Raw genomic sequence first — 14,068 nt, 5'->3', positions numbered from 1 at the left:
GCACCGGGGCACACTGCGTACGTGCCCGGTGCGCGGCACCGTGGAACCACTCCCGTCCGTGGTGCCACACCGCCCGCTTCACGTGCGGGCACCGACCGTCCCGCCAGGCCCGGTACCGCCGCCGAGGAGTTACCGTGAACGAGCCCCGTACCCCCGCCCGGTACAGCGAGATCTTCCGCCTCGACGGCGTCGCCGACCCGTTCCCCGCTTACGCCGACCTGCGGCAGCGGGCACCGGTGCACCGGCTCGTCCAGCCCGACGGGGTGGAAACCTGGTTCGTGTGCCGGTACGAGGAGGCACGGGCGGCGCTGACCGACCCCCGGTTGGCCCATCACCTGAGCCACGCCCGTACGGCCCTCGAGTCCGCCGGTATCGAACTGACCGAGGAGCGGATCGAGTTCGGCGCCGCGCACCTGCTGCACAGCGATCCGCCGGACCATACGCGACTGCGCGGCGTGGTGAAACGCGCCTTCACCCCCGCGGCCATCGAGCGGCTGCGCCCCCGTGTCCAGCAGATCACGGACGATCTCCTCGACGGCATCGCCGACCGGGCCGGCGCCGATCTCGTGGAAACGCTGGCCCATCCGCTGCCGGTCCTGGTCATCTGCGAACTGCTCGGGGTGCCGGTAGCCGACCGGGACAGGTTCCGGGTCTGGGCGGAGGCGGCACTGACCCCGTCGTACGTCGAAAACCGGCCGATGACCAGGGCCGCGGGAGACGCGGCACTACGCGAATACCTCACCGAACTGGTCGAGCGAACCCGCCGCGACGCGACCGTGGACGACGCCGCCTTCGATGACCGTCCGGACCTTCTCCGGACGTTGATCACCGCCCGGGACGAGCAGGGCCTGCTCGCCGAGCGAGAGGTCGTCGCGATGCTCTACCTGCTGCTGGTCGCCGGCTTCGAAAGCACCACCAATTTTCTCGGCAACACCATTCTGCGCCTGCTCCTGGAGCGGGTCAGCCTGGACCGTCTCCGTGACGATCCGGCGCTGCTGCACGCCGCGGTCGAGGAGTCGCTGCGGCTGGACGGACCGGTCCAGCGCAGCACCCTGCGGACAGCCGTCCAGGATCTGACCATCGGCGGGGTGGCCGTACCCGAGGGGAGCGTCGTCAGTATCGGTCTGGCGTCGGCCAACCGGGACCGGACCCGCTTCGCCGACGCGGACGCCTTCCACCCCGACCGGTCCGACCAGGCACATCTGGCGTTCGGTCACGGTCGGCACTTCTGCCTCGGCGCGCCGCTGGCCAGACTGGAGGGCGAGATCGCGCTCAGCTCGCTGCTGCGCCGCTACACCACCATTCGGCTGGCCGTCCGACCGGAAGAACTCAGGTGGCGACATACGTTCCTCCGGGGGCTCACCACACTGCCCGTCGTGTTCACGGCGGATTGACGGGCACGGCAACCGCGTTCGCTCCATGGCTGGCCGCTGCCGACGTCACGACATGGCGGCCTCGATGCCCTCGGGTTTCGGATGACATCGCGCCGGCTCGTCGTCGTTTCCGTACAAGACCGCCACGGTGGGCGCCGCCTAACCTGCCGTCAGTGCTGCGCCACGCCAGGTCAGGGTGGGGCAGCGGCCGATTGCCGATCTACCCGGCGACCCCGTCGCCCGGTTGCGAGGAGTACAACCATGCGTGATCTCGTTTATACCGCGTTCGTCTCGCTCGACGGCGTTGTGGACTCCCCGGGCGGTGGGCCGGGCGAGGAACACCGCAGCGGAGGCTGGGTGGTCAAGGACATCGAATTCCTGCCCGAGGCGTTCTCGCTCAAGGGCGAGGAACTGGAGCAGACCACGGCACTGATGTTCGGCCGCCGAAGCTACGAGGCGTTCGCGCCGATCTGGCGTGACTCGGACGACCACCTCGCCTACAAGGAACTGCCCAAGTTCGTGGTTTCGACCACGCTGCCCGAGGAAGCCCTCGTCGAGGGATGGGGTCGGACGACGATTCTGCGCTCGGTCGATGACGTCGCCGCGCTCAAGCGAAGCGAGGGCGGCGCGATATTCATTCACGGCAGCGCGGAACTCGCCCGCCGACTGTCGGAGGCGAAACTCATCGACCGGTACCACCTTCTCCTTTTCCCCGTGCTGCTCGGATCCGGCAAGTAGGTCCGACCGGGACAAGCAGATGCTGACCCTCCGGTCGTCCGCCGCCTATCCCAACGGCGTCATGAAGCTCATCTACGACGTCGTCGGATGATCCAGATCCAAGGCGATCGCACCACCGGTGCCCGTACGCAGATCTCGGGCCGTACGCCCGACGTACCGGCGTAGCGCACGGGCCAGGTGGGGCTCGTCGAAGTATCCGAGCCTGACGACGACATCGGCGACCGGGACGCCGGCGGCCAGGATCGCCGCCGCCCGGCGTGCGCGCTCGATCTGTCGCACGGCGCCCCGGGTGAGCCCGGTCGCCGCCCGGAACCGGCGTTCGACCGTGCGCCCCGAGACCGCTGGACGGTGGGCCCGGCGGACCTCGGCGACGAGTGGGTCACGGACCACGGACCCGGAGCGGACCAGACGGTCGACCAAGGTCTCGGCGTCGTCGGCGCGGGGCGTCTCCCAGCGGACGCCGTCGAGCCGAAAGGTCCCGCGCGTGACCTCCGGAAGTTCGACGCCGCCGTCGACCAGGGCCGCCGTGGGCACGGCCCGCAGCGACGTGCCCACGGCGAATTCGATGCCGACGAACGTCGCGCCCTCCGGTACCGGTGCGGGCGCGGCAATGTCGCGCACCGATGAGAAGATCGCAGCACCGCCTACGGCGACGGCGCACGAGGCACGACGACCGGCGCTGCAAGCCTGTCGGATCGCGAACGCCGGTGGAACGCATGGAACCTCCCGGTTCGGGAACAGACGGACACGACGTTCGGGACTGAGAAGCCGGAAGCGGGTGGCAAACGTGACGACAAATGTCAAGCACGACGTGGTCGATCTCCTGGTCGACCAGCACGGTCAGATCAAGAGCCTGTTCGGCCAACTCGCGCGCGCCGGGGGAACACAGAAGCGTGAACTGTTCGAGGACCTCGTCCGGCTGCTCGCGGTGCACGAGAGCGCCGAGGAGATCGTCGTACATCCGAGCGCCCGGCGCCGGATCGACGGGGGCGACTCGGTCACCGAGCGGCTCCGCCACGAGGAAGACCAGGCCAAGCACGAACTCCACGCCCTATACGAACTTGGGGTCGACCACCCCGACTTCGACGCGCGGCTGGCGAAACTCTCCGACGCGGTCATCGCGCACGCGACGCGGGAGGAGACCGAGGAGTTCCCGTCGCTACGGAAGAGCCTGTCCTCGGCCCAGTTGAGCCGGATGGCCGGCGCGTTGCGCGTGGCCGAGGCGACGGCCCCGACCCGGCCCCACCCGCATACGGGTGAATCCGCCGCGGCGAACCTGGTGGCCGGCCCGCCGCTGGCCGTCTTCGACCGGGTCCGGGACGCCGTACGCGACTGGCGCGAGAAGCACCGCGACCAGGAGGACTGACGCTCGCACCGGCAAGGCGGTGCCCCGGGGTAGGGCTAGAGCAGGCCGGCGCTGCCGGCGAGTGCCGCGGCCTCGGCACGGCTGGAGACCCTGAGCTTGCGCAACAGCGCGGCGGTCAACCGTTTCACGCTCCGTTCGGAGATGTGCAGCGTGTCGGCGATCTGCAACGTGCCGCTGCCCTGTGCGATCAGCCGCAGCAGCGCCCGCTCCTGGTCGTCGAGGATCGCCGCGACCGGACGGCCGGTCCGCGCCGGCGCGACGACCGCCGCCAACAGGTCCATGGGCAGCACCGACCATCCTTCGAGGGCGGCGAGAAGAGGCGGTAGAAGATCTTCGGGCTCGCTGCTCTTGGGCAGGTAGCCCTCGGCCCCCGCCCGCAGCGCCGCCACCGCGGTGTCGGTGTCGTCGATGCCGGACATCGCGAGGATCCGCAGGCCGGGACTGGTACGCCGGATCGCCATGATGGCACGGACCCCGCCGGGAGCAGGCATGTGCAGATCGACCAGGGCCAGATCGGGCAGGCATCCCCGGACGAGTGCGGCCGCCGTCGCGGCGTCGCTCGTCGTGCCCGCCACCTGGATCCGGCCGTTGCTGGTGGTGGGCAGCAGCAGTTCGAGTCCTCGGACGAACAGGGCGTGGTCGTCGACGAGCGCGATACGGATCGTCGCCGGGCCCGACATCCCGCGACGTTACCCCGGACGGGACTGACCATGCCGTCACGGCGGGCGGTCGGCGCCGTTGTCGCTCGGCTGCGGGGCCTCCGGGGCGCGAGCGTCGACGCCCGGCCCACCGACGGTGCGGACGCGCTGATGCTACGGGCGCTGTGCCACGAGTTACGAACCCCCATCAGCGCCCTCACGTCGTTGACGCGGGCACTCACCGACGATTCGCGACGGTTCACTGCCCAGGACCGGCAGGCGCTCCTGCGCTTGGCCAGAGATCAGGCCGCGCATCTCGACGGCGTGTGGCAACAGGCAGCTGCCCTGGCACGGGACGCCACGACCGGCGACGACGGCGCTCGGATCCCGCTGACCCAGGTCCTGCACGCGGTCCTCGCCACCGTGCCGTCAGAACGGGCCCGGCTGCATCTCAGCCCGCGCGCAGCAGACCGGCTGGTCGACGGCCAGCGCGTACGCCAGATCCTGATCAATCTTGTCGACAACGCCCTGCGGCACGGACCGGCGGGCGGACAGGTGTCGATCTCCGCCCGGATCCCCGCCGACGACCTGGTGATCGTGGTCGCCGACGAAGGTACGTCCTGCGCGGCCGTGCGCGCGATGCTGCGCCGGCGCGAGCCCTCGGCCGGCATGTCCGGTCTGGGGCTGTGGATCGTCGGGTGCCTGGTGGCCGCGCAGGGTGGACGTGTCCGGGCCTATCCACTGCGGCCGCGGGGCGTGGCGGTCGAGGTGGTCCTGCGTCACGGTCCCCGGGGCGGGCGGGTCCGACGATGGCCCCGGTGGGCCGCCGGTTGGCCCCGCCGGGCCAGCGAGATGGGAATGAGCCTGGTGTCTGCGATCCGTCACCGAGGAGGACACCATGTTCAGTCACGTCAAGGACCTGCAGTTCGAGGCCAAGCCGGACGCCCCTGACGCCGAATTCGCCAACCGTCTCCAGGAGGTGCTGGGGGGCAAATGGGGTGAGATGACGGTGGCCAACCAGTACCTGTTCCAGGGCTGGAGCTGCCGGTTGCCGGGCAAGTACAAGGACCTGCTGCTCGACGTGGGCACCGAGGAGATGGGGCACGTCGAGATGATCTGCACGATGATCGCCAGACTGCTGGACAGCGCGCCGCTGTCGGCCCAGGAGGCGGCGGCCGAGGACAACCCGATGCTCACCGCGATCTACAGCGGCTCGAACCCAGCGCACTTCATCCACGCCGGTGGCGGACCGCTGCCGGTCGACAGCAACGGCGTGCCGTGGAACGGCGCCTTCATCACCGCCAGCGGCAATCTGCTCGCCGATTTCCAGCTCAACGTCACCGCAGAGGCCCAGGGCCGGCTTCAGGTCGCGCGACTGTTCAACATGACCGACGACCCCGGCGTGAAGCAGATGCTGCGCTTCCTCCTGGCCCGCGACACCATGCACCAAAACATGTGGCTCGCCGCGATCGAGCAGCTCAAGCAGGACGGACTGGAAGAGATGCCGGTACCGGAGGCGTTCCCCGACGCCGAACAGGAGAACCGGTTCTCCTACCAGTACATCAATTTCTCCGAAGGGGAGGAAGCGGCCGAGGGCCGCTGGGCTTCCGGCCCCAGCCCGGACGGCAAGGGCGAGTTCAGCTACCAGGCGACGCCGACCGCGCACGCCCCCGCGCCGGTGCTCGCCCCGGCGGATCCGCGGCTGCACGGGACTCCGCCGCCCGCCCCCGTCGGTTCGTCCGGCGGTCGCCACTGACGCCGGCCGTGCCCGGCCCGGTGGACCACCGGGCCCGGCACGGCCCCGACCGGAGGGGGGCCGATGATGGTCGAGCTTGTGGTCCGCCCGCTCGCGGACGCGTTCATGCAGGTCGGCGTGTACGTCGCCGTCCTGGTGGCGGTGTTCGGATGGCTGCGGTGGCGGTACGGCGATCGTGTCACCGACGGCCTCACCCGCCGTCCCCGAATCGGGCCGCTGGTCGGCGCGCTGCTCGGGGTCAGCCCCGGCTGCGGCGGCGCGATCATCCTGATGCCCCTCTACGCCCGGGGCAAGGTCTCGTTCGGTACGGTCGTCGCGGCCCTGACAGCGACGATGGGCGACTCGTCCTGGGTGGTCATCGCGGCGAACCCCGTCTTCGCACTGAAGATCCACGCACTGCTGTTCGTCGTGGGTCTGGCCACCGGATACGTGGTCGACCTGCTCGGAATCGATCCGGCGAAGGCTCTCGACGACCGTCCCGCCAAACACCCGATCAAGGAAACTCCCGCTCCGGCACAGCCGACGGGCGCGCTCGCCGTCCTGGCCGACACGGTTCCCAGGCGGACCCGCCTGATGTCGGCCGCGTTCTGGGCGCTGACGATCCCGGGGTTCGTCGTGTCCGTACCCGTGGTCTTCCATGCCGTCGACCCGTCGCTCCTGGCCACCGCACTGGCTGGGATCGACCCGTACCTCGTCATCGGCTGCTGCGGAACCCTCGCCGCCGCGTTGATCTTTATGGCTGGCCGGGGACGCTTCGCCGACGACACCGTGGAGACCGCCGAGCCGCGCAGTGCCCGTGCCGCCCTGCGGCACAGTGCCCACGAAGCCTCCTTCATCACGGTCTGGGTCGCCGTCGCCTACCTCGGTTGGCAGGTGCTGAGCACGACGACCGGCTTCGACGGGACCCAGTTGGCCCTCACCGGAGTCCTCGGCGTGCTGCTCGGCGCCGTTGTAGGACTCATTCCCGGGTGCGCGGTACAGATCGTCTTCACCGGGCTGTACGTCAGCGGTGGGCTACCACTGCCGACCCTGGTCGCGAACGCGGTCAGCCAGGACGGGGACGCGCTCATCCCACTGGCCGTACTCCGCCGCAGATCCGCGGTGATGGCCACCCTCATCACCACCGTTCCGGCCGTCACCGTCGGCCTCGCCGTCCTGTGGCTCCTGTGAGGCGGCCTTGTGGTGGCTGCGGCGATGAACGAGAAGAGGTGCCCGATGCCCAGAACCGGCCCAACGACCGACGGTGGATCGATCCCGGTGGCCAAGCTCAGGTTCAAGCTCTGCGTACCGGTCGTCCTGTCGATCATGACGGCGCTTGCCGGATTCCCGTTGTGGTGGCAGGTCGGACTGCTGACGTCCGCGGCGATGATTGCCGCGGTGGCGGCGGCGCAGGGCGGACGTTCCCTGCTACGTCGCCTGCTGATGGGAGGGCTCGGGCCGATCCGCTCCACGAGCCGCGCCGGCGCCGTCCCGGCGCCGGTGTTCGGTGCTCGGCCCACGCGTCGTCCGCCCGAACCCAGCCCTGATCCCTTGGCCCGGTCGGAAGAACAGGTCAGGCCTTGACGGCCGCCATCGCCCGCTGCAACGCCCGCGGCGCCGTCGGCTTGCGGGGAGCCTTCTTCTTCAGCTCGACCATCCGGGCGCCGATGTCCTGCAACTGCTCGCGGCTGAGACCCTCACGAACCGTCGGGAACCATTCCTGCTCCTCCTCATCAAGGTGGTGGGTCACCGACTCGATGAGGACCATCGTCTTGGCCTCGAAGTTCTCGTCGTCGGGGTCCATCATGGCCAGTTCGAAGCTGAGGACGTCCGCCACGTGGTGTTCCTCGTACGACTCCAGGATCTCCTCGTCGAGGTCGGGCAGAAGCCGGCGCGTCTCCGGGTACATGCACTCGTTCTCGATGTAGGTGTGCACCGTGAGCGCCTCGAGAATCTGACCGACCAGCTTCACCTTCTTCGTCATGTCGTCCCCGGCGGCCTGGAACTCCTGGAACATGCGCCGCATCTGCTGGTGGTCGTTGGTCAGCAACTCGATGGCGTCGGTAGACACTGATATACACCTCTGACTGGTTGGTCGGTCCAGATCGTCATGCCGGCAGGATGAGGCGGCGAGGCCGGTAGTGCCCGGAAAGGCCTCGACCTCGCCCCCGTGCCTGCCCCACAGCTCCCGCCCGTCACGTTTTCCGAGGATGAGCGAACCATGGCCGACGGTCAGTCGTCAGGCGTATTCGGTGCTGTCGACGTGGAAAGGCACCCGGCTGCGCGGTGTGCCGGCCGGCCCTAGTGTCGGAGATCGGTCCGGCTCTGTCGCACCTCGTCCTGGAGGTGGTGGGCCGCCGTCGTGCCCTGGTCGCGTACCGTCGAGGCGCCGCGTGTAGCCGCGCCCTTAACCGCGTCGGCTGCCTGCTGCGCGGGCTGGCGCAGGTTCTCCTGCACCTGGTGTGCCATCCCACCGACCTGCTGTTTGACCTCGTCCGCGTGCTCCGAAGCCTTCCGCTTCGCCTGACCGGCCACATGCTGTTCCTGTTGGCTGGGTGGGATGAGCGCCGAGACGAGCAGCCCGACGCCGAAGGCGATAAGGCCGGCGGCCAGCGGGCTGCCCTCAGCGCGGTGCAACGTCTCCGCCGGGACCCGCCGAGCCTGGCCGGCGGCCGAGGACGCGGCATGGGACGCCTGGTGGGCCAGGTTGGAGGCGAGGTCGGACGTGTCGTGCGCCGCTTCACCCGCCATGCCCGACGCATGGTGCGCCGCACCGGAGACCCGGTGGGCGGCGTCCTGTGCCGCGCCCGAGACGCGCTGTGTCGCCGCGGAGGCCCGGTGACCGGCAGAGTCCTGGGCGTGGCCGGCGGTGCCCATCACCTTCTCCCTGATCATGGCGAGCCGGCCGCGGGCGCGGTGTACCGGTTCCGCCGCCATTCGTTTCGGGTTCACCTTGTAGGTGAGCGCGTCGACATCGCTGCTCAGTTCGTCCCTGGTGGTTTCGATGTCCCGGCGAATACGGTCCGGATCATTGGACATGTCGATCCCTCTCTGCTGGTCAGCGGCCCCTGACCGCGTCCGGTATCTCCCGGGCGGTCTGCTTCGTGCGCGGCAGGGTGTGCATCTTCCTCATCCGGTCGCGGGCTCTGCTGAGCAGGACGCTTCCGATCAGCGCCCAGATCACCGCGACGATCAGCGCCGCCCACCCCTGGTCCATGACGTTGGAAAGGCCCCACCACAGCGCGCAGGACAGGAAGAACAGGGTCAGCAGTACCGCCAGTGCCGCGCCGCCGAACATCGCACCGACCGTGCCGGCGGAACGTACCTCTTCGCGGAGTTCGGCCTTGGCCAGGTCGGCCTCCTGCCGCAGCAACGTCGAGAAGTCCCGGCTGACCTCGCCGATCAACTCGCCGATCGACGCTTCGGACCGTTCGGCGGTGTGGCTGGAACCCTGGCGAGCAGAGTCGCTCATCAACCCGCCTCCCCGCCGGTGACGCCGGTGGTCGTCTGCGCTCCGCCGGTCACCCGCGGTCGCGCGTGCGGGCCCTCGGTCCGCTGCCCGACGGGTGGCTGGTGGTCCGGGGAGGGTTGCCGGCCGGCGCCGTCGTCACCGGAGGTGAGTGCCCGACCGAACCGGCCGACGATCAACCCCGCCACCGTGGCGCCGGCGAGAAAGACGCCGGGATGCCGTCGCGCGTAGTCGCGTACCTCCTGTACCAGGGCACCGGGCTCACGGTCCTCCAGCCAACCCGCGGCCTGGTTCGCGGCATCGGCTCCCCGACGGACCACCTCGCTGGCCACGCCGTCCTGCCCGCTGCTGTTCGCCATCGACTCGAGTTGTGTCCCGAGCGCCCGGAGCCCTCCCGCGGCCCTCTTCTGCTGCTGTTCCGCCTGCTCCCGCATCTGTTCGGTGGCTTCCCGGGCGAGGTTGCGGGTCTGCCGTCGGGTCTCGGCGACAACCTGCCCGCCCTGATCCGCCGCCTGCTGGGCGACCTCCCGCCCGGTGTGCGCCGCCTCGTGGCCGACCTGGGTGGCCTCGTCCTGGGCCTGGTGGTATTTCTGGGTCGCCGGACCGGGCGGCGATCCCGAGCCACTTCGCGTCGTCATCCAAACTCCTCCATGTCGGGTCCGTTCAGGCGTCGCCGCGGCGACGGCAGCGTCTACCCGAACGCACCGGAGGCATTCACCCCGCCGAGGAGCCGGAATCGGGCACCACCGACAGGACGGGACAGGAGATGCCAAGAAGCAGTACGAGGGCGGCATTCCGCGGAATGACCGCCATGCCGTTCCGCGACGCTGTTACTGATCAGCCTGGTCGGTGCGGTGCAGTGGGCCCCACTCGTCGGAGTGCTGCTCCTGGATGACCAGTTCCGCCTCGTGCAGTGCCTTCTCGCCGACGCGGGCGATCGGCCGGCGGCATTGCACCAGCGGCTCGTTGTCGGGCCCGCGCCCGCACCGTTCTCCGACGAAGACCCAGGGGAAGGTGCCGGCTCCGCGAAGTTCCCGCATGTGGCAGTAGTCGTACAGGCGGCGGGCGACCCACAGGCGGATGGACCGATCGCCCCACCACGGCTCGGGTCGCAGCGGATTGGCCGACAGACCGGGCAGCGGCACCCCGGTCAGCCCGTCCCGGCTGGTCTGCGTCTGCTCCCCACCACCGACACCGTCCGCGACCGGCCCGTGCGACCACCGCACGTACAACTCCTGATCCTGGCGTCGAACCAACTCGGCCAACTGGTCGAGATCATCAAGGCGGTCCATGCCCACTTCTTCGGCCCCGTGATCCATTCCGTCATCTTCCCCCGGCCCGACCGGCCTCAATCCCCGTTCGCCGACCCGGATCCGGCCGGCGTACGCGGCCCCGACGGTGTTTCGCGGCGCTCTGACCAGGGCACATTCGCCGGGAGGAGACTGCTGTCCGGCCCGTGACGTCACGGCGGGACGAAGAAGGTGAGCAGCATGACACGTTAAGTGCCGGCGAAGGAGCCGGTGTTACCAGGTGGACCACGCTCCGGCGGTCATCGTCGCGGCCCGGTGGACGGCGGACCGCCGTTCCGCAAGCCCCGCTGGTCGAAGGCGTACGCGTTCGGGCTCGTCACCGGGGCGATGTTCCTGTTCGCATGGGCCGGCCAGTTCGTCTTCCAGTTGATGGCCGAGACCAGTCAGGCGGAGCAGCACGGCCAGTCGTTCTCCTGGGGTGACTTCCTGGCACAGTTCCTGGCGTCCACCTTCGAGAACTGGCAGTCCGAATTCCTGCAACTGGTCTGGCAGGCTGCCGGCCTCGCCATCTTCTACTACTGGGGCTCGTCGCAGTCGCGGGAATCCGACGAGCGGATCGAGGCCAAACTCGACGCGTTGCTACGAGACCGGAACATCGACCCGGCTCGACCTTGACCACACCGCACCGCACGCTGGTACACCCAGTTGTTCCGGTAAGCGGCCCGTCCCCGTAGGACGGGCAGGACGGGCAGGACGGGCCGCCGCGCAAAAGGGTGGACCGGCGAGGAACGGTCAGATGTTGAAGCCGCCGTCGACGTTGACGGTCGCGCCGGTGATGTAACGGCCGTCCGGGCTGGCGAGGAACGCCACCGTGGCGGCCACGTCGGCCGGCCTCGCGTAGTGGCCGAGGGCGGTGAAGCCGTTGATCGTATCGGCGTTGGGGCCGTCGGCCGGGTTCAGTTCGGTGTCGGTGGCCCCCGGATTCACCAGATTCACGGTGATCGCCCTGCCACCGAGTTCGCGTCCGAGTGCCTTGGTCAGGCCGATCAGCGCGGCCTTGCTCATCGCGTACAGCGAGAAGCCGGGAAAGACCACCCGCTCGGCCATGTTGCTGCCGATGTTGATGATCCGCCCACCGGCCGACATGTGGCACACCGCTGCCTGTGCGGCGACGAACGGGGCCCGGACATTGACCGCGACGGTCTGCTCGAACTCTTCCAGGCTCAGTTGCTCCAGCGGCCCGAGCAGGAACGCCCCGGCGTTGTTGACCAGGATGTCCAGCCGGCCCAGCTCACCGGCGGCCCGATCGACCGCGGCAACCACCGCCGCCGGGTCGGCACTGTCCGCCTGTACGGCGACCGCCCGCCGCCCCGTGGCCTTGATCTGTTCCACCACGTCGTCGGCGCGTTGCTGGTTTCGCTGGAACGTGAACGCCACATCGGCGCCCTCCTGAGCCAGACGCAACGCCACCGCGGCGCCGATGCCGCGACCACCACCGGTGACCAGAGCCACCTTGCCATCAAGCACGTCGTTCATGACCGAAAGCCTGCTCGACAAGCGCCGGAGGGTCTGGCGGTAATCGGACGACGCATTCGCCACCGGCCACAGCGGTCCGCGAGCCCGGCAGCAAGGTGAGCCCGGCCACCCTGCACCGGCGCTTCCGGGCGCAACTGGGCACGACGCCGCTGGCGTGGCTGACCCGCGAACGCCTCTCTCTGGCAGCCCGACTGATCGAGCGAGGTGAGTCACGCTTCGAGATTGTCGCCCGGCATAGCGGCCTGGGCACCGCCGCCAACCTACGTGCCCTGCTGCGCCGCGAGACGGGGCTCGCCCCATCGGCGTACCGGCGCCGCTTCGGCCCCGGGCCGGCCGACGACCCGCGGAACACCGACTGACCGGTGGTGCCCGCACCGATCCGGGATGCGTCGGACAAGCGGCAGACTGCGGTAGCGTCCGCAACAGTCGGTCAAGATCGCCGACATGTATCCCAGCCCCACCGTTTCCTCCGCCGAAGTGCGCCCCGGCCGGATCTGGTACCTCGTCGCCGCCCTGATCGTCCTCATCGGACTGGTCGCCGGCCCGGTGTTCTTCCTGGTCGGCATCTACAGCGCCAACGAGCGGACCGATGGCCTGGCCGACAACCTCGTGGCCGACCAGGTCTTCCAAACCGGTGACACCGTACGGGTCGACCTCGACGACGCCGGGAAGCTCGTCTGGGTCGACGCCTCCGCCGCCGGAAGCGACCCGACCTGCGAGGCACACCCGGTGTCGGGCGTCGAACCGGCCCGGGTGATTGTGTCCGCGACCATATGGAACCTGACCAACGCGGCCGGCGAATGGCGGAGTGTCTACAACATCTCCACCGGCACCGCCGGCAGCTACGAGTTGACCTGCCGTGCGGACGGCGACGGAACACCGGTCGCGCTCGCGCTCGGCGACGCGCCCACGGCGGGCGATACGCTCGGATCTCTCGGCGCGATGGCCGCCGGGGTCGGTGCCCTGAACCTGTTGCCCTGCCTCGGTGTGGTCGCCGGAGCTGTCCTGGCCATGGCGGTCGCTCTCTACCGCAACTCGCACCGCAAGCGTCTTCTGCGGGAGCGGGCGGCGGCCCAGGGCTACGGGTACGGTCCGCTCCGGTAGCGATCATGCGGGTATCACCGCTCGCCCGGGGACGTCGGGGCGTGCGAGGCGGCAGCGGACGGCGCCGTGACCGGCGCCGCCGCTTCAGTTCGGCACCGGCTCGGGCTCCCCGCCCCGACTGATCTTCAGGGTCAGAACGTCGGTGCGGACCGTGATGTGCCCGTGGAAGAGAGCCGCGCCGCTCGCTCCGTAGCCGATCTGGGTCGCGGTGACCAGCGGATGCCCGACCGCCACGTCGAGCCGGGTGGTGGCCTCCTCGTCGGCGAGTACGGCGGCGAGTTCGATCTCCGCCCGCCGTACCGGCATGCCGGTCGCACTGGCCAGGAACTCGAACATGTCCAGGTCGATGCTGACCAGTCCGGACGGGTCGAGGTCGCGGCCGTCGAAGCGCAGCGGCAGGTGGTCGCGGATCCAGGCCGCCGCGACGCCGTCCACGGCGAAGAGCCGGTCGACCCGCCACACCAGCGAGTCGGGTTCCACCCCGAGCACCTTGGCGCAGTCAGCCGGGCATCTTGCCCGGCTGACCGCCGCGTCCTGGAGGGTCGGCCGGTGGCCGGAGGCGGTGATCCGGTCGCGCAGGGCGGTGACGTCACCGATCGACACCGGCACCCGCTCGGCGCCGCCGTGCACGAAGGTGCCGATGCCCCAGGTGCGGGTCACCACGCCCTCGACGGCGAGCCGGCCCAGCACCTCGCGTACGGTGGCCCGGCTGACCTCCAGCCGGTCGGCCAGGTCCCGTTCGTTGGGCAGCTTGTCGCCCGACCGGAACTCACTGCTGATCAGTTGCCGTAGCCGACCGTGTGCGGTCTGTAGCGCGGTTTCGCGCCGAGCCATCCGCCCTCACCTCATCGCTCCCGCC

17 protein-coding genes and 2 pseudogenes are annotated in these 14,068 nt (G+C 69.9%); 10 read left to right on the top strand and 9 right to left on the bottom strand.

Annotated elements, in window-relative coordinates; genetic code table 11:
• The first annotated feature begins 134 nt into the window (after positions 1-134).
• Positions 135-1,394 carry a cytochrome P450 gene (locus tag AB0M79_RS14620; protein WP_364212742.1) on the top strand — a complete coding sequence of 420 codons (1,260 nt, stop codon included), beginning with the start codon at positions 135-137 and terminating at the stop codon, positions 1,392-1,394.
• Positions 1,395-1,634: 240 nt separating this feature from the next.
• Positions 1,635-2,202: pseudogene (locus AB0M79_RS14615) on the top strand (dihydrofolate reductase family protein).
• Here AB0M79_RS14615 and AB0M79_RS14610 read toward each other — a convergent pair.
• A pseudogene (locus tag AB0M79_RS14610) lies at positions 2,184-2,711 on the bottom strand (helix-turn-helix domain-containing protein); the annotation flags it as partial. The pseudogenes AB0M79_RS14615 and AB0M79_RS14610 overlap by 19 nt on opposite strands.
• A 187-nt stretch (positions 2,712-2,898) precedes the next feature.
• On the opposite strand from AB0M79_RS14610, the gene AB0M79_RS14605 reads away from it, so the two are divergent.
• Positions 2,899-3,477 (top strand): hemerythrin domain-containing protein, encoded by a 579-nt coding sequence (locus AB0M79_RS14605; protein ID WP_364212739.1) that lies wholly within the window; start codon positions 2,899-2,901, stop codon positions 3,475-3,477.
• A 35-nt stretch (positions 3,478-3,512) separates the two neighbouring features.
• On the opposite strand, the gene AB0M79_RS14600 is transcribed toward AB0M79_RS14605, so the two are convergent.
• On the bottom strand, positions 3,513-4,157 hold the full coding sequence (locus AB0M79_RS14600) for a response regulator transcription factor (RefSeq protein WP_364212736.1): 645 nt from the start codon (positions 4,155-4,157) through the stop codon (positions 3,513-3,515).
• A gap of 249 nt (positions 4,158-4,406) precedes the next feature.
• Between AB0M79_RS14600 and AB0M79_RS14595 the strand changes: the two genes are divergently transcribed.
• The 4 genes from AB0M79_RS14595 to AB0M79_RS14580 all read left to right on the top strand — a co-directional run bounded on the left by AB0M79_RS14595 (position 4,407) and on the right by AB0M79_RS14580 (position 7,434).
• A complete protein-coding gene (locus tag AB0M79_RS14595) occupies positions 4,407-5,066 on the top strand; it encodes an ATP-binding protein (RefSeq protein WP_364212733.1) in 660 nt (219 codons plus the stop codon).
• Complete coding sequence (locus AB0M79_RS14590) at positions 5,014-5,871, top strand: manganese catalase family protein (protein ID WP_364212730.1); 858 nt, start codon at positions 5,014-5,016, stop codon at positions 5,869-5,871. Before AB0M79_RS14595 ends, AB0M79_RS14590 begins: the two co-directional genes overlap by 53 nt.
• Positions 5,872-5,934: 63 nt before the next feature.
• The gene (locus AB0M79_RS14585; RefSeq protein WP_364212727.1) at positions 5,935-7,041 is read left to right on the top strand and encodes a putative manganese transporter; all 1,107 of its coding nucleotides are present in this window, start codon (positions 5,935-5,937) and stop codon (positions 7,039-7,041) included.
• 45 nt (positions 7,042-7,086) lie between these two features.
• Entirely contained in the window at positions 7,087-7,434 is a 348-nt protein-coding gene (locus AB0M79_RS14580) for a hypothetical protein (protein WP_364212724.1), read from the top strand.
• Here the strand turns inward: AB0M79_RS14580 and AB0M79_RS14575 are convergent.
• The 5 genes from AB0M79_RS14575 to AB0M79_RS14555 form a co-directional block, all read right to left on the bottom strand.
• Positions 7,424-7,921, bottom strand: a complete 498-nt coding sequence (locus AB0M79_RS14575) for a hemerythrin domain-containing protein (protein WP_364212721.1) — start codon at positions 7,919-7,921, stop codon at positions 7,424-7,426. The two genes, AB0M79_RS14580 and AB0M79_RS14575, sit on opposite strands and share 11 nt — an antisense overlap.
• Positions 7,922-8,151: 230 nt before the next feature.
• Positions 8,152-8,889 carry a DUF3618 domain-containing protein gene (locus AB0M79_RS14570; protein WP_364212718.1) on the bottom strand — a complete coding sequence of 246 codons (738 nt, stop codon included), beginning with the start codon at positions 8,887-8,889 and terminating at the stop codon, positions 8,152-8,154.
• Between the two features lie 19 nt (positions 8,890-8,908).
• Positions 8,909-9,322, bottom strand: coding sequence for a phage holin family protein (locus AB0M79_RS14565; protein ID WP_364212715.1), 414 nt, complete (start codon positions 9,320-9,322; stop codon positions 8,909-8,911).
• Positions 9,322-9,957 carry a hypothetical protein gene (locus tag AB0M79_RS14560; RefSeq protein ID WP_364212712.1) on the bottom strand — a complete coding sequence of 212 codons (636 nt, stop codon included), beginning with the start codon at positions 9,955-9,957 and terminating at the stop codon, positions 9,322-9,324. The genes AB0M79_RS14565 and AB0M79_RS14560 overlap by 1 nt, the downstream gene beginning before the upstream one ends.
• Positions 9,958-10,149: 192 nt before the next feature.
• Entirely contained in the window at positions 10,150-10,611 is a 462-nt protein-coding gene (locus tag AB0M79_RS14555; RefSeq protein WP_364212709.1) for a DUF6098 family protein, read from the bottom strand.
• A gap of 273 nt (positions 10,612-10,884) precedes the next feature.
• On the opposite strand from AB0M79_RS14555, the gene AB0M79_RS14550 reads away from it, so the two are divergent.
• Positions 10,885-11,244: a DUF6766 family protein gene (locus tag AB0M79_RS14550; protein WP_364212706.1), complete on the top strand. Its 360-nt coding sequence runs from the start codon at positions 10,885-10,887 to the stop codon at positions 11,242-11,244.
• A gap of 117 nt (positions 11,245-11,361) precedes the next feature.
• On the opposite strand, the gene AB0M79_RS14545 is transcribed toward AB0M79_RS14550, so the two are convergent.
• Complete coding sequence (locus AB0M79_RS14545) at positions 11,362-12,105, bottom strand: SDR family oxidoreductase (RefSeq protein WP_364212853.1); 744 nt, start codon at positions 12,103-12,105, stop codon at positions 11,362-11,364.
• A gap of 95 nt (positions 12,106-12,200) precedes the next feature.
• Between AB0M79_RS14545 and AB0M79_RS14540 the strand changes: the two genes are divergently transcribed.
• The gene (locus AB0M79_RS14540) at positions 12,201-12,464 is read left to right on the top strand and encodes a helix-turn-helix domain-containing protein (protein WP_364212703.1); all 264 of its coding nucleotides are present in this window, start codon (positions 12,201-12,203) and stop codon (positions 12,462-12,464) included.
• Positions 12,465-12,549: 85 nt separating this feature from the next.
• Positions 12,550-13,209: a hypothetical protein gene (locus tag AB0M79_RS14535; protein WP_364212700.1), complete on the top strand. Its 660-nt coding sequence runs from the start codon at positions 12,550-12,552 to the stop codon at positions 13,207-13,209.
• An 84-nt stretch (positions 13,210-13,293) separates the two neighbouring features.
• Here the strand turns inward: AB0M79_RS14535 and AB0M79_RS14530 are convergent, their stop codons facing one another.
• Positions 13,294-14,043 carry a GntR family transcriptional regulator gene (locus AB0M79_RS14530; protein WP_364212697.1) on the bottom strand — a complete coding sequence of 250 codons (750 nt, stop codon included), beginning with the start codon at positions 14,041-14,043 and terminating at the stop codon, positions 13,294-13,296.
• Between the last annotated feature and the right edge of the window lie 25 nt (positions 14,044-14,068).

It is taken from the genome of Polymorphospora sp. NPDC051019 (assembly GCF_040683055.1).
GTDB classification, from domain to species: Bacteria; Actinomycetota; Actinomycetes; order Mycobacteriales; family Micromonosporaceae; genus Polymorphospora; species Polymorphospora lycopeni.
The sequence above is the reverse complement of the archived record's forward strand: the minus strand, read 5'-3'. Positions and strand labels throughout refer to the sequence as shown.